Annotated in this window: 13 protein-coding genes; 9 read left to right on the forward strand and 4 right to left on the reverse strand. The window is 65.4% G+C overall.

The genetic code is table 11. From position 1 onward, the window contains the following. Positions 1 to 221: 221 nt before the first annotated feature. Positions 222 to 437 (forward strand): ribosome modulation factor, encoded by a 216-nt coding sequence (gene rmf / locus D3880_RS14425; protein WP_119894136.1) that lies wholly within the window; start codon positions 222 to 224, stop codon positions 435 to 437. A 113-nt stretch (positions 438 to 550) separates the two neighbouring features. Here rmf and D3880_RS14430 read toward each other — a convergent pair whose 3' ends face one another. Both D3880_RS14430 and D3880_RS14435 read right to left on the reverse strand, forming a co-directional pair. Continuing rightward, entirely contained in the window at positions 551 to 1,573 is a 1,023-nt protein-coding gene (locus D3880_RS14430; RefSeq protein ID WP_119894137.1) for a quinone-dependent dihydroorotate dehydrogenase, read from the reverse strand. Positions 1,574 to 1,657: 84 nt separating this feature from the next. Next, complete coding sequence (locus tag D3880_RS14435; RefSeq protein ID WP_119894138.1) at positions 1,658 to 1,879, reverse strand: DUF2835 domain-containing protein; 222 nt, start codon at positions 1,877 to 1,879, stop codon at positions 1,658 to 1,660. Positions 1,880 to 2,013: 134 nt separating this feature from the next. On the opposite strand from D3880_RS14435, the gene D3880_RS14440 reads away from it, so the two are divergent. Next, positions 2,014 to 2,904: a DUF6685 family protein gene (locus D3880_RS14440; protein WP_420800873.1), complete on the forward strand. Its 891-nt coding sequence runs from the start codon at positions 2,014 to 2,016 to the stop codon at positions 2,902 to 2,904. A 61-nt stretch (positions 2,905 to 2,965) separates the two neighbouring features. Here the strand turns inward: D3880_RS14440 and D3880_RS14445 are convergent, their stop codons facing one another. After that, complete coding sequence (locus D3880_RS14445) at positions 2,966 to 7,822, reverse strand: NAD-glutamate dehydrogenase (RefSeq protein WP_119894140.1); 4,857 nt, start codon at positions 7,820 to 7,822, stop codon at positions 2,966 to 2,968. A gap of 332 nt (positions 7,823 to 8,154) precedes the next feature. Between D3880_RS14445 and D3880_RS14450 the strand changes: the two genes are divergently transcribed. The 7 genes from D3880_RS14450 to D3880_RS14480 all read left to right on the forward strand — a co-directional run bounded on the left by D3880_RS14450 (position 8,155) and on the right by D3880_RS14480 (position 16,067). Continuing rightward, positions 8,155 to 9,009, forward strand: a complete 855-nt coding sequence (locus D3880_RS14450) for a DUF1353 domain-containing protein (RefSeq protein WP_119894141.1) — start codon at positions 8,155 to 8,157, stop codon at positions 9,007 to 9,009. A gap of 120 nt (positions 9,010 to 9,129) precedes the next feature. Continuing rightward, positions 9,130 to 10,089: an AAA family ATPase gene (locus D3880_RS14455; protein ID WP_119894142.1), complete on the forward strand. Its 960-nt coding sequence runs from the start codon at positions 9,130 to 9,132 to the stop codon at positions 10,087 to 10,089. Between the two features lie 157 nt (positions 10,090 to 10,246). Further along, on the forward strand, positions 10,247 to 11,188 hold the full coding sequence (locus tag D3880_RS14460) for a DUF58 domain-containing protein (protein WP_119894143.1): 942 nt from the start codon (positions 10,247 to 10,249) through the stop codon (positions 11,186 to 11,188). Beyond that, on the forward strand, positions 11,185 to 11,676 hold the full coding sequence (locus tag D3880_RS14465) for a DUF4381 domain-containing protein (RefSeq protein WP_119894144.1): 492 nt from the start codon (positions 11,185 to 11,187) through the stop codon (positions 11,674 to 11,676). Before D3880_RS14460 ends, D3880_RS14465 begins: the two co-directional genes overlap by 4 nt. After that, positions 11,669 to 12,700, forward strand: coding sequence for a vWA domain-containing protein (locus D3880_RS14470; RefSeq protein WP_119894145.1), 1,032 nt, complete (start codon positions 11,669 to 11,671; stop codon positions 12,698 to 12,700). The genes D3880_RS14465 and D3880_RS14470 overlap by 8 nt, the downstream gene beginning before the upstream one ends. Continuing rightward, positions 12,697 to 14,430, forward strand: coding sequence for a VWA domain-containing protein (locus D3880_RS14475; protein ID WP_119894146.1), 1,734 nt, complete (start codon positions 12,697 to 12,699; stop codon positions 14,428 to 14,430). Before D3880_RS14470 ends, D3880_RS14475 begins: the two co-directional genes overlap by 4 nt. After that, complete coding sequence (locus tag D3880_RS14480; protein ID WP_119894147.1) at positions 14,427 to 16,067, forward strand: BatD family protein; 1,641 nt, start codon at positions 14,427 to 14,429, stop codon at positions 16,065 to 16,067. Before D3880_RS14475 ends, D3880_RS14480 begins: the two co-directional genes overlap by 4 nt. Before the next feature lie 361 nt (positions 16,068 to 16,428). Here D3880_RS14480 and D3880_RS14485 read toward each other — a convergent pair whose 3' ends face one another. After that, positions 16,429 to 18,816 (reverse strand): efflux RND transporter permease subunit, encoded by a 2,388-nt coding sequence (locus D3880_RS14485; protein ID WP_162935005.1) that lies wholly within the window; start codon positions 18,814 to 18,816, stop codon positions 16,429 to 16,431. Positions 18,817 to 18,833 lie beyond the last annotated feature (17 nt).

Genomic DNA, 18,833 nt, shown 5'->3' on the forward strand with positions numbered 1-18,833 from the left:
TTGTCCTTATGGCCTACCCCACAAAAAGGTTACGCCCTTATGACAAATTGATCGTTCCCACAGGAGGTGGCATTGGTTAGAAATCAACTCAGGTTGCAGCCGCAATGGCCGCAACAGGAGGCCCGTGACGCCGGCAACGGGCCGCTCTGGTAGAGGCTATCTACCAGGCCTCAACTCGGGGCTAACAGGACATAACAGTCAACAAGTGAGGGCAACACCCTATGAGAAGACTTAAGCGTGATCCTTTAGAACGAGCTTTTCTGCGTGGTTATCAATACGGCGTTCATGGTAAATCCCGCGATCTTTGTCCTTTCACCCTTCCGTCCGTCCGCCAAGCCTGGATCAACGGCTGGCGCGAAGGTCGCGGCGACCAATGGGACGGTATGACCGGCACCGCCGGTATCCATCGACTTAACGAACTCAACGCTGTCGGCTGATAAAGGGTCCCGACTTCCAGGTTTACCAAGCACGCCCCATCCGGGCGGCGGGCGAGAGCCCAGGGCTCCTTCGGGAGCCCTTTTTATTGCCTGCGTTTGGGCCTACGCGCGCCTTAACGCGGCAGCGCGCCGATGGCATCCACCGCCTCACGGATCAGCGCCGGGCCCTTGTAGATGAAGCCGGAATAGATCTGCACCAGACTGGCTCCGGCGGCGATCTTCTCGGCCGCATGCGCGCCTTCGGTGATGCCGCCGACGGCGATGATCGGCAAACGCCCACCCAACTCACCCGCCAGCACCTTGACGGTATGCGTGCTCTTGTCGCGTACCGGCGCGCCGGACAGGCCACCCGCCTCGTCGCCATAGGGCAAGCCTGCGACGCCTTCGCGGCCGAGGGTGGTGTTGGTGGCGATCACCGCGTCCATCCCCGCTTCCACCAGCGCCGCCGCCACCTCGGCGATTTCCTCGTCGCTCATGTCCGGGGCGATCTTGATCGCCAGCGGTACGCGCTTGCCATGCTGGACGGCCAGGTCTTCCTGGCGCTGGCGCAAGGCCTCGAGCAGCTGCTTGAGCGAGTCGCCGAACTGCAAGCTGCGCAGCCCCGGGGTGTTCGGCGAGCTGACGTTGACGGTGACGTAGCTGGCGTGGGCATAGACCTTGTCCAGGCCGAGCAGGTAGTCATCCACCGCGCGCTCGACCGGGGTGTCGAAGTTCTTGCCGATATTGATGCCGAGCACACCCTTGAACTTGGCGGCCTTGACCCGCGCCAGCAGATGGTCGATACCCTGGTTGTTGAAGCCCATGCGGTTGATGATCGCCTCGGCCTCGGGCAGACGGAACAGCCGCGGTTTGGGGTTGCCCGGCTGCGGCCGCGGGGTCACGGTGCCGATCTCGACGAAGCCGAAACCGAGCTGGGCGAAGCCGTCGATGGCATCGCCGTTCTTGTCCAGGCCAGCGGCCAGACCGACCGGGTTGGGGAAGTCCAAGCCCATCACGTTCACCGGCAGCGGGCGCGGCGCCTTGCTCAGCAGGCCATTGAGGCCGAGGCGGCCACCGGCGCCGATCAGGTCGATGGACAGCTCGTGGGAGGTTTCCGGGGACAGGGTGAACAGCAGCTGGCGGGCCAGGTTATACATGGGCGGCTTAGCTCGATAAGGGCGGGATGTCAGGGCGGCGATTATAGCCGCGCGCGCCGGCCGCAAGCGAGGCGCCGGCGGCGATCAGTCCAGGCGGCGCAGGCTCAGCAGCTCACCGGCGGGCGAAACCTCGAGGGCAAAACAGCCATAGACGCCGGCATGACTGAGGAACGCTCGCAGATGATGGGCCGGCAGGCTGACCCGGCGACCATCACGACTGTGTAACAGCACACGATTAGCCTGGCCCCGATAAACCGCCTGCAAACGCGCCGCGGGTAAGGCGATATCCAGCACCAGGCTGGCCATGGAAGAACCCTCGCAATGATTGCCGCCATACTGCCACAGAGGCACTACCTTAGCCCCGCCCAGTCGGGTCACGACCGTGCAGCCGCGGCATTCCTCTGCCACACTGGCACGCGTAGTCTTGGAGTTTTCCGCCGATCATGAGCACGCCCGAGCCGCCGCCGAACCTGTCCGCGCGCCTGAACACGCTTGCCCAGCGTCTGGGCCTGAGCGGCCGCGGCACGCGCTTACTGCGCGAGCGAGCCGCCGCCTTGCGTTTGCCCTTTCAGCCGCTGCCGGCAATTCAGTCGAGTATCTGGTGGCAGGCCGGACCGCCGCTGCAGCGCCTGGTCAAGCTGCCCCGTAGCGCCCTCTCCGGGCCGGTCCAGGACGACAAGGCCGATGCCCATGCCCTGCTGGTCGGCGTGGTGGCGCAGGAGCGGCAGCAGCTGGACAACTTCGACCTGCGCTTGATCGATGGCCTCGACCACGCCGGCGCGACAGACCACCACATCAGCCTGGAGCAGTTCTGCGCCACCCCGGCGTGCCGCAACGTGCGCATCATCAGCTACAAGGACTTCGTCAAAACCATCAGCCAGGCCCTGCCGCGCTACCTGGCCGGCGAGCGCATCCACCTGCGCGCGGCCAGTTGGCTCGGGCAACGCTGGTTCTGGGCCGGCGAACGGCAGATCGAGGCGCTCGCCGGCGCCATCGTCTATGCCCGTCGGCGCGGCCTGGAAATAAGCCTGCCGGCGGACATCACCCGCTACCGTCTCAGCGCCAGCGGGCTCGATGCCTTGCAGGCGCGCTATCACGTGCTGGCCATGCCGGTGCAGGCTTGGAGCGCCCCGGACTTCATGAGCCTGCTGCTCGACAATGGCCTACCCTATGCGCGCCTGTCGCTGCTGCACACCCCCGGCGCTCCGGAAATCCTCCTGCTGCCGCGCCAGAACGCGGAAGCCATGGCCCTCGGCGAAGGGCTGAGCCGAGCCGGCGCCGCCGATGTGGTGGCTTACCTGCGCGGGTTGATGCAAACCACTGACAGCTGATCCACACAGCAGAACGGCGCCCGTAGGCGCCGTTCTGCTGGTGCGTTGAGCCCCTGCCCCGCTATGGGACCCCATGCTGGGCACTCTGCGCCAGATCCATCAGCTCGCGGTTGGCCACCGCGTACATGGCGTAGTCGGTGCTGGTCGAGGCGCGCAGCTCGGTGAGCATGACCCGCCAGCGCTCCACCAGCAGCCGATGCTGCTTCAGCCAGAGCACCACCCGCGCCTCGATGTCCGCCGAACCGTCGACCATCTGCAACACCGACACCGTGATGGCGCGCTGCTGCCAGTCCTGATCATCGCGGAACGCCTCGCGCGCCAGCGCCTGCCAGTTGTTCTCCACCGGCAGGCTGGTGATCTGCTGCAGGTACCAGCTGAGGTCGAGGGCGCTGCCGACGGCGAAGTAGGCCTTGGCCACCGCGGCCGGGTCCTGGCCGGTGACATCGGCCGCCTCGATGATCGGCAGCAGGGTGTACAGATGGCTGACCCCGGCCACCATGCGCGCCAGCAATTCCGGCACCCCGGCGTCGACGAAGGCCTGGTAGCGCGCCTGCCACTGCTCCAGGGTCGGGCCTTCGAGCAGGTCGTTGAGCTTCAGCCCCAGCGCCGCCACCTGCGGGCCGAAATGCGCCACATCGCGCCCGGCATCGAGGTTGTCGCGGCGGCTGCGCAGGAACCAGCGAGTCGCGCGGCGGCCCAGGCGCATCAATTCTTCCATCAGCTGCAGCTGCACATCGGCGGCGACCTTGTAGTCCAGCGCCTCGATCTGGCGGAACCAGTGCGGCAGATGGAACACATCGCGGACGATCACATAGGCGCCGGCGACGTTGGCCGCGCTCTGGCCGGTGGACTCCTTGAGGCGCTGCACGAAGGTGATGCCCATGTGGTTGACCAGATCGTTGGCGATCTGGGTGCTGACGATTTCGCGCTTCAGCCGGTGGCGGCGCATCGGTTCGCCGAACTTCTCCGCCAGCAGCGGCGGGAAGGCGGTTTCCATGTCGCGAATCAGGTAGGCGTCATCCGGCACCAGGGATTTCAGCAGGGATTCCTTGAGGTCGATCTTGCTGTAGGAGATCAGCACCGACAGCTCTGGCCGGGTCAGGCCCAGGCCGTTGGCGGCGCGTTCGGTTAGCTCGTCGTCGCTGGGCAGGAACTCCAGCGCGCGATCGAGCTTGCCGGCGGCCTCCAGCGCGGCGATCAGCCGCTTGTACTCGCCGATGCGCTCGCGTGCGCGGCGCTGAGCCAGGGACAGCGCCTGGGTTTGCTTGTAGTTGTTGCCCAGCACCAGGCTGCCGACCGCATCGGTCATCTCCGCCAGTAGGCTGTTGCGCTGTTTGCCGGTCATGTCGCCGGCGGCGACTATCTCGTTGAGCAGGATCTTGATGTTGACCTCGTGGTCGGAGCAGTCCACCCCACCGGCGTTGTCGATGAAGTCGGTGTTGCTCGCCCCGCCGTTGAGGCCGTACTCGACGCGACCGAGCTGGGTCATGCCGAGGTTGCCGCCCTCGCCCATCACCTTGGCGCGCAGCTCGCGGCCGTCAACCCGCAGCGCATCGTTGGCCTTGTCGCCGACGTCGGCGTGGCTCTCCCGGCTGGATTTCACATAGGTGCCGATGCCGCCGTTCCAGATCAGGTCGACCGGCGCCTTGAGCAGTGCATTGAGCAGCTCGTTGGGCGCCAGCTTGTCGGCACTGATATCGAAGCGCTCCTGCATTTCCGCGCTGATGGCGATGCTTTTGGCGCTGCGCGGGAAGATGCCGCCGCCGGGGGAAATCAGCCCGGCGTCGTAATCGGCCCAACTCGAGCGCGGCAGGTTGAACAGACGCTGGCGTTCGACGAAGCTCGCGGCCGGGTCGGGATTGGGGTCGATGAAGATGTGCAGATGGTTGAAGGCGGCCACCATCTGCAGCCGGTCCGACAGCAGCAGGCCGTTGCCGAACACGTCGCCGGCCATGTCGCCGATGCCGATCACGGTGAAGTTGTCCTTCTGCACATCGATGCCGCGCTCGCGGAAATGCCGCTGCACCGAGACCCAGCCACCCTTGGCGGTGATGCCCATGCCCTTGTGGTCGTAGCCGGCCGAGCCGCCGGAGGCGAAGGCGTCGCCGAGCCAGAAGCCATACTCGCCGGCGATGCCGTTGGCGATGTCGGAGAAGGTCGCCGTGCCCTTGTCGGCAGCCACCACCAGGTAGGGGTCGTCCGGGTCATGCCGGACCACATTGGCCGGCGGCACCACGGCGCCCTCTTTCAGGTTGTCGGTGATATCCAGCAGGCCGGAGATGAAGATGCGGTAGCAGGCGATGCCTTCGGCCAGCACCTCGTCGCGGTTGCCGCCGACCGGCAGGCGTCGAGGGATGAAGCCGCCCTTGGCGCCGACCGGGACGATCACCGCGTTCTTCACCTGTTGAGCCTTGACCAGGCCGAGCACCTCGGTGCGGTAGTCCTCCTCGCGGTCCGACCAGCGCAGGCCGCCGCGGGCGACCTTGCCGCCGCGCAGGTGCACGCCTTCGACCCGTGGCGAATAGACGAAGATCTCGAACATCGGCACCGGCTTGGGCAGCTCCGGAATCGCCCGCGAATTGAGCTTGAAGCTGAAGTAGCCCTTGGCCTGCCCGGCCACGTCGGCCTGGTAGAAGTTGGTGCGCAGGGTGGCCTTGATCAGGTCCAGGTAGCGCCGCAGGATGCGGTCTTCGTTGAGCACCGCGACATCGTCCAGCGCCGTGAGGATCGCCTGCTCGAGCTTATGCTGCTTGTCGGCCAAATCCTCGGCGCTGAGTTTGCGTGCCAGATAGAAGCGGGTCCTGAACAGGCGCACCAGTTCCTTGGCGATGTCGACATGGTTGACCAGGGTGCTGGCGATATAGCCGAGGTCAAAGCCCAGGCGGATCTGCTTGAGGTAGCGCGCATAGGCGCGCAGCAGCGCGACATCGCGCCAGGGCATCGCCGCGGTCAGCACCAGGCGGTTGAAGCCGTCGTTCTCGGCGGCACCGCCGACGATCTGCACGAAGGCCTCCTGGAAGGTGTCGTTGAGCTGTTGCAGATCGACATCCAGGCCCTCGGCATAGGTGAAGGCGAAGTCGTGAATCCAGAACTCGCGCCCGTTCTGATGCTGCAGGCGATAGGGAAACTCACCGAGCACGCGCAGGCCGAGGTTCTCCAGGATCGGCAGCACATCCGACAGCGCCAGCGGCGCATCGGCGTGGTACAGCTTGCAGTGCAGCTGCTGCTCGTCGACCGTCAGCGGCTGGTAGAAGCTCATCACCAGCGGGCGGCTGTCCGACAGGCTGAGCACGTGCTGCATGTCGACCACCGCCGAGTGCGGGGCGAAACGCTCGCGGTAGCCGGCCGGGAAGCTCTTCGGGAAGTCGCCCAGCACCTTGGTGCCCTTGGCTTCGCCGAAGCTTTCGATGATCAGTCCGGTGAAATCGTCCTTCCACGAACGGCAGGCCTGGATCACCTCGCGTTCGATCTGCTGCGGGTCGATGTCCAGCTTGGTCTTCGGATCGACACGCAGGATGAACTGCACGCGCGCCAGCACCGATTCGGAGAAGTAGGTCCAGAACTCGCAGTCGCTGGCGTGCAGGCGCTCCACCAGCACCTGCTGGATGCGCAGGCGGGTCTCGGTGGAATAGACGTCGCGCGGCACATAGGCCAGGGCGTAGACGAAGCGGCCATAGGGGTCGAGGCGCAGGAACAGGCGAATCTTGTTGCGCTCCTGGATCTGCACGATGGCCAGGGCGGTGTTGAACAGCTCGTCGATGGGGGTCTGGAACAGGTCGTCGCGCGGCAGCACTTCGAGGACCTTGACCAGCTCCTTGCCCAGATGGCCCTCGGCGGCGAAGCCGGAGCGCTGCTCGACGGCGGCCACCTTGCGGCGGATGAAGGGAATCTCGCGCACGCTCTCGCTGTAGACGATCGAGGTGTAGATGCCAATGAAGCGGCATTCCTTGATCACCTTGCCCTTGGCATCCAGCGCGCGGATGGAGACGAAGTCCGGGTAGGCCGGCCGATGCACCCGGCTGGGCATCGCCGCCTTGGCGAACGACAGCAGCAGCGGCTCGCGCAGGTAGTTCAGGACATAGGGTTCGATGTGCAGCTCGCCGGCACTCAGGCCGCTGCGCAGGCGCTTGGACAGTCCCAGTAGCGAGCCTTCGTCGTACTCGATATGGCCGCCGTCGGCTTCCTCATGGACTGTGAATTCCTCGTAACCGAGGAAGGTGAAATGGTTGTCCAGCAGCCATTCGAGGAACACCTTGATCTCGGCCAGCTCGGCTTTGTCGACCTTGAGCTTGGCCTTGCCCAGCCAGCTCAGCAGCTCCTCGGCCTTGGCGCGCATCGGCTGGAAGTCGGCGACCGTCATGCGCACGTCGCCGAGCACTTCCAGCAGGCCGCTTTCCAGCGCACGCATCTCGCCAACATTGGCGCAGCGGTCGATCTCCAGGAACATCAGCGATTCCTGCAGCACATCCTTGCCGGTCGTGCCCTTGGGCAGGATCTCGAGCAACTCGCCCTTCTTGTTGCGGCGCACGCTGAGCACACTGTTCTGCAGGGTATGGATGCTGTGGCCGCGGCGGTTGACCTCCATGCGCACCGAGTCGACCAGGAACGGGATATCCGGGTGCAGCACCTGAATGCCGGTATGGGTGGATTGCCAGCCGTGCTTCTCGTAATCCGGGTTGAGCACCTGCACCTGCGGTTGGGCCGGATCGAAGCGCTCCAGCAGACGCCAGGCCGACAGGGTGCAGCCGACCAGGTCGGAGAGGCGGCGCTGGGTGAGTTCATCGAGGGCGACGATGCCGAAGAATTGCTCGGCGAACAGCGCCACTTGTGGCGACGCCTGTTCGCTGACGTGCTGCGCCAGGGCCGCTTGCAGCTGTTGCTGGAAGTCGACTCGGTTGGCCGCGGTGAAAAACGACATGCTGGTACTCCGCTGGACTTGTTGTACGGGAGGTGCCGATGGCGTGTCTGGCATCCGGGCTCTAAGAGTCTATTCAGGCTCTACGCAGTCTAGGTGACGGCGAACCCATCAGTGCGCAGGCCGACCAAACGGTCACACACAGCTTAGCGAGGCCGGTGCAGCGCGGGCTTGTCAGGCTGCGACATATTCGTTCATCACTATGCCCGGCGCAGGCTGGCACAGGCATAGCGACAGGCCATCGCTGTTGTTATGGTGCTGCTTGCCCAGCGCCCAGCGCCCGGCGGGCCAGCCTGCCCACCTGCCGGTCACCTCCGACCACCAACAGGAACCCCATGACTCGAGCCTCAGTGCAACGCCCGCTGCTCTGCCATCACAAGAACCTGCTGGTGACCCTGCTGGGCGCCTTGCTGCTGGGGGCTGCCTGGTTGTGCCAGCCCGAGTTGCTGCCCGCGCTGCTGTTGGGCGGTGTGCTGGTCTATGCCGGCGTGGCCCTGCCCCTGTGGGTCGGCCGCAGGGAGCGTTTGCGCCGCGCTGCGGCGGCACGTGCGCAGGGCATGCGTGACTGGGGCTTCGCCAACCGCGATCGGGATGGCCCCTGGCTCAACTACATCGACTATGCGCTGGTGTACGACGACGCTGAGTTCCGTGGCCAGTATTTCTACAGCGAGTGGCTGATCGTTCACGACGGCCGCCTGATCATCAACCCAGGCCAGGCCATTCCGCCTCGTGGCGGGCGCGACGTGCACTACGACTTCCTGCGCCCACGCACCTACGCCTGGGATGGCTGCTCACCGAAGGTGGCGATCTACTGGCTGGCCCTGGTCGGCTCGCCGGACTGGTGGGAGCGCAAGACGCCCATTACCCGCATCCACCAGGGCCAGTTGCAACGCTGCGAGGTCTATTGGCCGCTGGCGCACCACGCCAGCCTGGTGCACGACGCCCTCTATCAATATCTGCATGTCGCGCCGGTGAGCAAACGCAGCGCCGACCGCCTGTTCCAGCGCATGCTTCGTCAGGCCGGGCTGCCTGTCTGGCTGACATGGCTCTACTACGCGGCAGTCAGCCTGTTTGGCGCCCCCCGCCTGCGCAACCAGCGCAACGACAACAGTCAGTTGCAGTGCCTGACGCCCTTGCCCGGCGCACACACGGACGCCGGCACGCGGGTGCAAGCGACCTGCTGCGACTGACTGCCAGGCTCGGTGCGGCACTACGCCACGGTTAGGCGGCGCGGCGCCAATCGATTAGAGTAATGGCCCCCGATGGGGTGTGTTCGGCGACCCGTCAGTCCCTTTTCAGGAAGCATTTCGATGGAACACCGTGAAGCGCTCATGACGCTGCGAAATTTCCTTGCCACCCAGATCCTCGGCCAGGAGAGACTCATCGAGCGGCTGCTGATCTCCCTGCTCGCCGATGGCCACCTGCTGGTCGAAGGCGCCCCCGGGCTGGCCAAGACCAAGGCGATCAAGGAGCTGGCCGAAGGCATCGAAGCCGAATTCCATCGCATCCAGTTCACCCCCGACCTGCTGCCGGCGGACATCACCGGCACCGAAATCTACCGCCCGGAAACCGGCAGCTTCGTGTTCCAGCAGGGGCCGATCTTCCACAATCTGGTGCTGGCCGACGAAATCAACCGCGCCCCGGCCAAGGTGCAGTCGGCCCTGCTCGAAGCCATGGCCGAGCGCCAGGTATCGATTGGCCGCTCCACCTATAATCTGTCGCCGCTGTTCCTGGTGATGGCCACGCAGAACCCGATCGAGCAGGAAGGCACCTACCCGCTGCCGGAAGCGCAGCTCGACCGCTTCCTCATGCATGTGCGGATCGGCTTTCCGGACGCCTCGGTGGAGCGCAAGATCCTCCTGCAGGCGCGCGGCGAGGCCCTCAACGGCGAAAGCAAGCCGGAGCACCTGGTCAGCCAGCAGGCGATCTTCGCCGCGCGCAAGGAAATCCTCGGCCTGTACATGGCCGATGCGGTGGAGGAGTACCTGGTGCAGTTGGTGATGGCCACCCGCACGCCGGGCAAGTTCGACCCGGAGATGAGCGAGTGGATCGCCTACGGCGCCAGCCCGCGCGGCTCCATCGCCCTCGATCGCTGCGCGCGCGCGCACGCCTGGCTGGCCGGGCGCGACTTCGTCAGCCCGGAGGACATCCAGGCGGTGCTCTTCGACGTGCTGCGCCACCGCATCATCCTGTCGTTCGAGGCGGAAGCCGCCGGCATCGACCAGGACCGGGTGATCCAGCGCATTCTCGATGTGGTCGCGGTGGCCTGATGCGGCCAGGCGCAGGGCATGATCGCTCCCCTCTCCCATGTATGGGAGAGGGGCCGGGGGAGAGGGAAATTGCCCACACTGCCCTCTCCCCAACCCTCTCCCGTAAACGGGAGAGGGGGCCATTACGCACAGCTCTCTGAGGCACCAGCAGCAACCCATGCAGATCCTGCCCAGCCAACCCGGAGTCCGCGTCAATCTCGCCGAGCTGATCGAGATGCGTCACCGCGTGCGCGAGGTGCAGCTGTTCTCCACCCCCAGCCGGCGCAGCCCGCTGATCGGTCTGCACCATTCCAAGCTGCGCGGGCGCGGCGTCGACTTCGATCAGGTACGCGTCTACCAGGCCGGCGATGACGTGCGCACCATCGATTGGCGCGTCACCGCGCGCACCCAGGAGCCCCACACCAAGCTGTTCCACGAGGAGCGCGAGCGGCCGATCTACATCATGGTCGAGCAGAGCCAGCGGCTGTTCTTCGGCAGCGGCCAGGTGTTCAAGTCGGTGCTCGCCGCTCAGGCGGCGGCGCTGATCGGCTGGGCCGCGCTCGGCCACAACGACCGCATCGGCGGCCTGGTGTTCGGCGATGTCGAGCAGCACGAAGTCAAGCCGAGGCGCAGCAAGCAGAGCCTGCTGCAATTGCTCAACCGTCTGGCGCGCACCAATCAGGCACTGCATAGCGAGCTCCAGGCCAACCGCGAGGCCTTCAGTCTGGCGCTGCGCCGCGCCCGCGAAGTGTTGCGCCCCGGCAGCCTGGTGATCGTCCTCTGCGACGAGCGCGCGCTGACCGACAGCACCGAGCAGCAGTTGACCCTGCTGGCCCAGCGTACCGACCTGCTGCTGCTGCCGCTGTCCGATCCGCTCGACCATGCCCTGCCGGCCGCCGGCCTGCTCAGCTTCAGCGAACGCGGCGCCGAGCTGGAACTGGACACCCACAACAGCGAGCTGCGCCAGGCCTATCGCAGCCTCGGTGAAGCCCGCGAAGCACGCTGGCAGCGATTGGCGCAAAAACTCGGAGTGCCGCTGCTGGCGCTGAGCACGCAAGTCGAGATGGTCGAACAGCTGCGTGATTACCTGAATGCCCAGCGCCCGAGGAAGCCACAATGAATCCCCTCGAGCAACTGGAACCGCTGATCGCCCCGCCGCCCGCACCCTGGTGGCCGCCGGCCCCAGGCTGGTGGTTGCTGGCGGCCCTGCTGCCGCTGCTGCTGTGGGGGCTCTGGCGCTGGCGGCGCCGTCTGCAGCCGCGCCGCCAGCCAGCCGTCGAACAGCCGCTCGACCCGCAACGCCAGGCGGCGCTGGCCGAACTGGCGCTGCTGCGCAAACCCTATTACGGCGAGCCCGCCGGGCCCTGGCTGCAGCAGCTCAACGTGCTGCTCAAGCGTGTGTGCCGCAGCCATTACCCGGAGAACCACTGCCACACCCTCAGCGGTCGCGCCTGGCTGGCGTTCCTCGACAGCCGCTGCCCGGCTGCCGGCCTGACCCGCTGGATGGTCCTGGTCGAGGGCGGCTATAAGCCGCACTGCAGCCTCGACGACAAGGCCGTGGACGGCCTGTACCACGCCATCGACACCTGGATTCGCAAGCATGTTTGAGTTCGCCTGGCCCTGGGTCTTCCTGCTCGCGCCGCTGCCTTGGCTGCTGCGTCTGCTGCTGCCGCAGGCCGCCAGCGGCGAGGCTGCGCTCAGGGTCAGCTTCCTCAACGAGCTGGAAGGCCTGGCCGGGCGCCGCGCCCGCGCCCACCTGCCGGCCTGGCGCCAGCAAGCACCCTTCATCCTGCTCTGGTTGCTGCTGCTCGGCGCCACCGCCCGCCCCGAATGGGTCGGCGAACCCTTGCCGATTCCGGCCACGGGCCGCGACCTGCTGCTAGCCGTGGATGTCTCCGGCTCCATGGATTACGTCGACATGCACTGGGAAGGCGCCGACGTCAGCCGCCTGAGCCTGGTCAAGCACCTGCTCGGCGACTTCATCGAAGGCCGCCAGGGCGACCGCGTCGGCCTCATCCTGTTCGGCAGCCAGGCCTACCTGCAAGCGCCGCTGACCTTCGACCGCCGCACCGTGCGCACCTGGCTGGACGAGGCACAGATCGGTATCGCCGGCAAGAACACCGCCATCGGCGATGCCATCGGCCTGGCGGTCAAGCGCCTGCGCCAGCGTCCGGCAAAGAGCCGCGTGTTGGTACTGGTCACCGACGGCGCCAACAACGGCGGCGAGATCGAGCCACTGACCGCCGCACGCCTGGCCGCCGAGGAAGGGGTGACGATCTATCCGATTGGCATCGGCGCCGATCCGGAACAGAGCGTCGTACTCGGCATGTTCGGCCTCAATCCCAGCCTCGATCTGGATGAGCCGACCCTCCAGGCCATTGCCGAACAGACCGGCGGCGCCTACTTCCGCGCCCGCGACCGCGACGAACTGCAGAGCATCGAGGCGACCCTCGACCGCCTCGAACCGGTGGAGCAGACGCCGACCCAGGCCCGCCCTGCCCTGGCCCTGTATTGCTGGCCGCTGGCCGCCGCCCTGCTGCTCAGCCTGATCTTGGTGGCGCGGGAGTTCTGGCCGCACTGGCAACAGCAGCTGCTCGGCTGGCGCCCGCAGTGGCTGCAGAGGCGTTCATGAGCGCACTCTGGCCGCACTGGCAACGACCGCTCTGGCTGCTGCTCCTGCCCCTGCTGGGCTGGCTGCTGTGGCAGCTCTGGCATCGCCAGCGGCGCATCGGCCGCTGGCAGATGCTGCTGCCGCCGGCGTTCCATGCCGCCCTGCTCAGCGGCGGCCATGAGCGTGGCAGCCGGTTGCCGTGGATCGCCCTCGGTCTGGCCTGGCTGCTAGTCCTGCTGGCCCTGCTCGGCCCCAGCTGGCAACGGGCCGAAACCGCCAGCCAGAAACGCGCCGATCCCCTGGTTGTGCTGCTCGAACTGACCCCGGAGATGCTCGCCGGCGACGCGCCGCCAACCCGCCTGGAGCAGGCCCGGCGCAAGCTGCTGGACCTGCTCGAAGCGCGCCGCGACGGGCAAACCGCCATAGTCGTCTACGCCGGTAGCGCGCACACCCTGGTGCCGCTATCGGACGACCTGGCCACCAGCCGCAACCTGCTGGAAGCGCTGAAGCCGTCGATCATGCCGGTACCCGGTCACCGCGCCGACCTGGCCGTGGCCAAGGCCATCAAGCTGCTCGAACAAGGCGCCCAGGGCGAGGGCCAGTTGCTGCTGATCGGCTCGTCACTCGACGAGGCGGAACGCCAGGGCATCCGCCAGGCCCTGAAACGTCATTCTCTGCCTCTGCATATCCTCGGCATCGGAACCGCCCAGGGCGCCCCGATTGCCGAGGATGACGGCGGCTTTCTCAAGGACGCCCAAGGCGCGATCCTGCTGCCGCGCTTGGACAGCGCCAGCCTCAAGCGTTTCGCCACCAAGCTGGATGGCCATTACGCCAGCGCCCGCCTGGATGACAGCGACTTGCGCAGCCTCGGCCTGCTCGCCGATGCCCAGAGCCTGCGCAACGGCGAGGAGACTCGGCTCGCCGCCTGGGCCGACCAGGGCCACTGGCTGCTGCTGCCGCTGTTGTTGCTGGCAGCCTGCGCCGGCCGCCGTGGCTGGCTGTTCGGCCTGCCGTTACTGCTGCTGGTGCACACACAGCCCAGCTATGCCTTAGAATTCGACGACCTCTGGCTGCGCGCCGATCAGCAGGGCCAGCGCCTGCTTGCCGCACAGCGGCCGGCCGAAGCCGCGCAGCAGTTCCAGAGCCCGCAGTGGCAGGGCCTGGCGCTCTACCAGGCCGGCGACTATGCCGGTGCCGCCAGCCGTTTCGCCCAGGGCGATAGCGCCAACGACCACTACAACCGCGGCAATGCCCTGGCCAAGAGCGGCGAACTGGAGGCGGCATTGGATGCCTATGAGCAGGCTCTGCAGCGGCAACCCGAGCTGCAACCGGCGCTGAAGAACAAGGCCCTGGTCGAGCAGTTGCTGCGCCAGCAGCAGGAGCGGCAGTCAGAGCAGCCCACGCCGCCAGCCGGCGAGGATGCCAGCGAGCAAGCGCAGCAAGGTCAGGACGGCGAGAACCAGGAACCTGCCCCCGAGTCCGCCTCATCCCAGCAGCAGCCAGGCGACAGCCCGGAGCAGCAAGTTTCAGGACCAGCCGGGCAAGTGACCGAGGCCGGCCAGGCGCAATCAGGCCAGGCCGAGGCGCAGGACAACAGCCTGCCCGCCCAGGCCAACGCCGAGGAAGCCCTGGACGGCGAGAAGCGCCAAGCCATGGAACAATGGCTGCGGCAGATCCCGGACGAGCCGGGCGAGCTGCTGCGCCGCAAATTTTTGTACGAACAGCAACAGCGCCAGGAAAGCCATCGATGATCCGCCTGCTTTGCGCCATATTTCTCAGCCTTCTGGCCCTGTCGGCCAACGCCGCAAGCCTGACCGCCAGCGTCGACCGGGCACGCCTCAGCGCCGGCGAGACAGTCGAACTCACCCTCGAGTCGGATGACCCCACCCTGTTCGGCAAACCCGATCTGACCCCGCTTGACGAGCAGTTCGAGGTACTCGGTACGCGCCAGATCAACAACCTCAATACCTACGAAGGTCAGACCCGCGCCACCACCCGCTGGTTCATCACCCTGCAACCCAAGGAAAGCGGCCGCGTGGTGATTCCGGCGCTACAGGTGGCCGACCTGCAGAGTCAACCGATCCCCCTGCTGGTGCTCAAGGCCGGCACCGAGAGCGACGATAAGCAGGTCGCGCCGGTATTCATCGACGCCAGCCTGGATCAGGACGACGTTTATGTGCAGGCCCAGGCGATACTCACCCTGCGCATCTACCACTCGGTTTCGTTGTACGACGACAGCAGCCTAGACCCGCTGCAAATGCCCAATGCGCGGGTCGAACAGCTCGGCGAAGTGCGCACCTACGAGAAGGACATCAATGGCGTGCGTCATGGGGTGATCGAACTGCGTTACGCCATCTTTCCCCAGCAGAGCGGCGCACTGCAGATTCCCGCGCTGATGTTCAACGCCACCCCCGTGGATCGTAACCAGGGCGACGATTTCCAGCCATTCGGCCCACGGCCGGGCAAATCGGTGCAGGTCAAGTCGCCGAGCATCCCCCTCACGGTCAAGGCCAAACCCAGCAGTTATCCCGCAGCCGCTCCCTGGCTGCCGGCCCGCGCGCTGAGTCTGAACGAGGCCTGGAGTCCGGAACCGAACGAGGTCCGGGTCGGCGACTCGCTGACCCGCAGCCTGACGCTCAAAGTCGAAGGTCTCTCCAGCGCCCAGTTGCCGCCTTTACCGATCACCACAGCCAGCGACCTGCGCCGTTATCCCGATCAACCGCAGTTGGCCAATCAGATCAGCGAACGCGGCCTGATCGGCAGCCGCGAAGAGCGCGAAGCGCTGGTGCCCAACCGCAGCGGACGCATCGAACTGCCGGCGGTGGAGTTGGTGTGGTGGAACACTCGTGAAGATCGCCTGGAGCGCACCAGCCTGCCTGCGCGCACCCTCGAAATCGCCAGCAATCCGGCCCTGGAAGCCGAACCTACGGCCAACGTAGCGGCATCGGTGCTGAGCGCGGACGGCCCACGACTCTGGCCCTGGCAGCTGGCCTGCGCCCTGCTGAGCTGTACCACCCTGCTCGGCTTCGGCCTGTGGTGGCGTGCGCGTCGGCAGCCGGCGATTCTGCCCAGCGCGCAGAGCGGCCCCAGCCCGCGCACCCTGCTGGATGACCTCAAGCGCGCCTGTCAGGCCAATGATCCGCAGGCAACCCGCCAGGCCCTGGATGCCTGGGCCCGCCAGCAGCCGGAAACCCTGGCCGATATGGTCGCGCGGTTCGTGCCGCTGTCCGATACGCTGGATAGTTTGAACGGCGTGCTCTACAGCGAAACCGAGCAGCAATGGCAGGGCGAGGAACTCTGGCAAGCCATCCGCAGCCTGCCGGCCGCCCCACACTCGCAACCGCTCAGCAGCGACAGCGGCAGTCTGCCGCCGCTGTATCCACGCTAGAGCAAGGCAGGTACAAGCCCTGCCCTGCTCATTCGGTGCGTTTCTGTGCTGCCCACCTTTTACTGACAGCAGCGCACGAGAACGGGGGGCAAGCCTGAGCGACCCAAGCGGCAGACACCGGGATCACTTGCCGCCCTCCGAACTAATCAAACCAACTTGCTGACGAGCGCCACTGGCTACCAGCAGGCCATAGCCGCCACCAGTTCGACCCGCAATAGAGTTGCGAAAGTTCGCGATGGAGGTTTCTCACCCCCGCAATCATGCAGGGTATATCCGCCCGAGTCGGCAGCAGCTCCACACCACTTTCTCTGAAGCATAAAAAAACCGCGGCCTGGCCGCGGTTTTTTACGTGCTGACTGGCTTAGTGGGCCAGCAGCGAACCACCCTTCTTACCGGCCAGCTTCTCCGGTTTGATCAGGAAGCGCGCCAGTGCCGGCAGCAGCCACAGCGCACCGAACATGTTGAGCAGGAACATGAAGGTCAGCATCAGACCCATGTCGGCCTGGAACTTGATCGCCGAGAAGATCCAGGTCGCCACACCGATGGCCAAGCACAGACCGGTGAACAGTACCGCCTTACCGGTGGACTTCAGCGTCTCGTAGTAGGCCTCCTGCAGCGACAGACCGGCACGCAAGAAGGTTTCCAGACGGCTGTAGATATAGATGCCGTAGTCGACGCCAATACCCACACCCAGAGCGATCACCGGCAGGGTCGCCACCTTCACACCGATACCGAGGAACGCCATCAGCGCATTACCCAGGATCGAGGTGAGGATTAGCGGCAGCACGATGCAGATGGTCGCAGCCAGGGAGCGGAAGGTGATCATGCACATGCCGGCCACGCACAGGTAGACCAGAACCAGGATGGTCAGCTCAGTCTTGGCGATCACCTCGTTGGTGGCCGCTTCGATACCGGCGTTACCCGCTGCCAGCATGAATTGCAGCCCTTCCTTGTTGTTCTCCGCTGCGAACTCTTGCACCGTCTTCACCGCACTCTTCAGGGTGGCGGCCTTGTGGTCGTTGAGGAACACCAGCACCGGCGCCAGCGAACAGTCGGTATTGAACAGCCCTTCGGCACGCGCGATGGAGTTGTTCAGCACGTCCTTGTTACGCGACAGCGCTTCCCACTTCAGGTTGCCTTCGTTCATGCCCTTGATCATCTGCTTCGACACAGTGACCAGGGAGATGGCCGATTGCACACCCGCGGTATTGTCCAGTTTCCACATCAGCTGATCGATCGGCGCCATCGCCTCGTGGGTCGAGCAGCCTTCCGGACCGGTTTTCACCATCACCACCAACACGTCCGAACTGGTCGAGTAGTTCTTGATGATGAAGTTGTTGTCCAGGTTGTAGCGCGAGTCCGGGCGCAGCTCAGGCGCGCCCTGATCGAGGTCGCCGACCTGCAGGTGCTGCTTCTGATACCAGAAACCGCTCACCGCAACCGCCAGCGCGATCACCACGGAGATCGGCGCAACCGTCGGATGGGCGAAGTTCGACAGCAGACGCCAGAACGGATGCTCACGCACCGCGTCCCTCTTGCTGCGCTCGATCGCCTTCTTGCTGATGCCGACATAGGAAATGGCCACCGGCAGCAGGATCAGGTTGGTGAACACGATGACCGCCACACCGATGGACGCACCGATGGCCAGTTCGCGGATCACGCCGATGTCGATGATCAGCAGGGTGATGAAACCTACGGCGTCCGCGAGGATCGCGATCATCCCCGGCAGGAACAGCTGACGGAAGGTCCGGCGGGCAGCGGTCAGGGCACTGTCCGCATCGCTCGACTGCAGGGCGATACCGTTGATCTTCTGCACGCCATGGGAAATACCGATGGCGAAGATCAGGAAGGGTACCAGCATCGAGTACGGGTCCAGACCAAAACCAACGCTATGCATCATGCCCAACTGCCAGATCACCGCCACCAGGGTGGTGACGAGCACGGCGATGGTGCTGCGGATGCAACGGGTGAACCAGTACAACAGCACCAAGGTGATCAGGAAGGCGGCGCCGAAGAACACCACCACCATGAGCAGACCGTCGATCAAGTCGCCGACCTTCTTGGCGAAACCGACGACGTGGATCTCTACATTGGGGTTTTGCAGTTCGTACTTGTCGCGGATCTTCTGCTCCAGTTCATGGGAGAACTGGCGATAGTCCAGCTTAAGCAGACGGCTCTGGTCCTCAGGATCCGGATAGGCCTCCTGCAGCGGCACGTCGACGATGCTCGACTTGAAGTTGTTCGCCACCAGACGGCCGATCTGGCCGGACTTGAGGATGTTGTTGCGCAGGTCGTTGAGGCTGGCCTCGGAACCGTCATAGGTCTGCGGAATCACCTCGCCACCGGAGAAACCTTCCTCGGTCACTTCGGTCCAGCGCACGCTGGGACTCCACAGGGATTTCAAGCCGGAGCGGTCGACACCGGGAATGTAGAAGACCTCGTCATGCACCTGACGCAGGGTCTCCATGTATTCCTTGCTGAAAATGTCGCCGTTCTTCGCCTCGACCGAGATGCGTACGGTGTTACCGAGGTTGGCCAGGTCGTTGCGGTGCTCCATCATCTTTTCAATAAAGGGATGGTGCAGCGGGATCATCTTCTCGAAGCTGGTCGAGGGCCGAACATGCATCGCCTGGTAGAACAGGAAAATACTGACCAGCAAGCAGATCAGGATCACTGCCGGGCGGTTGTTGAAGATCAGGCGCTCTAGGAAGGTCGCCTTGTCCTGGTGATGGTTAGTCATCGCTGTCATATCTCAAAAGACCCGGC

Source organism: Pseudomonas cavernae, from assembly GCF_003595175.1.
GTDB lineage: Bacteria > Pseudomonadota > Gammaproteobacteria > Pseudomonadales > Pseudomonadaceae > Aquipseudomonas > Aquipseudomonas cavernae.

Coding starts and splice junctions, on each gene's coding strand:
- D3880_RS14465 (WP_119894144.1), top strand. CDS start 11,185: ATGAATCCCCTCGAGCAACTGGAACCGCTGATCGCCCCGCCGCCCGCA.
- D3880_RS14470 (WP_119894145.1), top strand. CDS start 11,669: ATGTTTGAGTTCGCCTGGCCCTGGGTCTTCCTGCTCGCGCCGCTGCCT.
- D3880_RS14435 (WP_119894138.1), bottom strand. CDS start 1,879: ATGGCCAGCCTGGTGCTGGATATCGCCTTACCCGCGGCGCGTTTGCAG.
- D3880_RS14455 (WP_119894142.1), top strand. CDS start 9,130: ATGGAACACCGTGAAGCGCTCATGACGCTGCGAAATTTCCTTGCCACC.
- rmf (WP_119894136.1), top strand. CDS start 222: ATGAGAAGACTTAAGCGTGATCCTTTAGAACGAGCTTTTCTGCGTGGT.
- D3880_RS14485 (WP_162935005.1), bottom strand. CDS start 18,816: ATGACAGCGATGACTAACCATCACCAGGACAAGGCGACCTTCCTAGAG.
- D3880_RS14450 (WP_119894141.1), top strand. CDS start 8,155: ATGACTCGAGCCTCAGTGCAACGCCCGCTGCTCTGCCATCACAAGAAC.
- D3880_RS14445 (WP_119894140.1), bottom strand. CDS start 7,822: ATGTCGTTTTTCACCGCGGCCAACCGAGTCGACTTCCAGCAACAGCTG.
- D3880_RS14460 (WP_119894143.1), top strand. CDS start 10,247: ATGCAGATCCTGCCCAGCCAACCCGGAGTCCGCGTCAATCTCGCCGAG.
- D3880_RS14475 (WP_119894146.1), top strand. CDS start 12,697: ATGAGCGCACTCTGGCCGCACTGGCAACGACCGCTCTGGCTGCTGCTC.
- D3880_RS14480 (WP_119894147.1), top strand. CDS start 14,427: ATGATCCGCCTGCTTTGCGCCATATTTCTCAGCCTTCTGGCCCTGTCG.
- D3880_RS14430 (WP_119894137.1), bottom strand. CDS start 1,573: ATGTATAACCTGGCCCGCCAGCTGCTGTTCACCCTGTCCCCGGAAACC.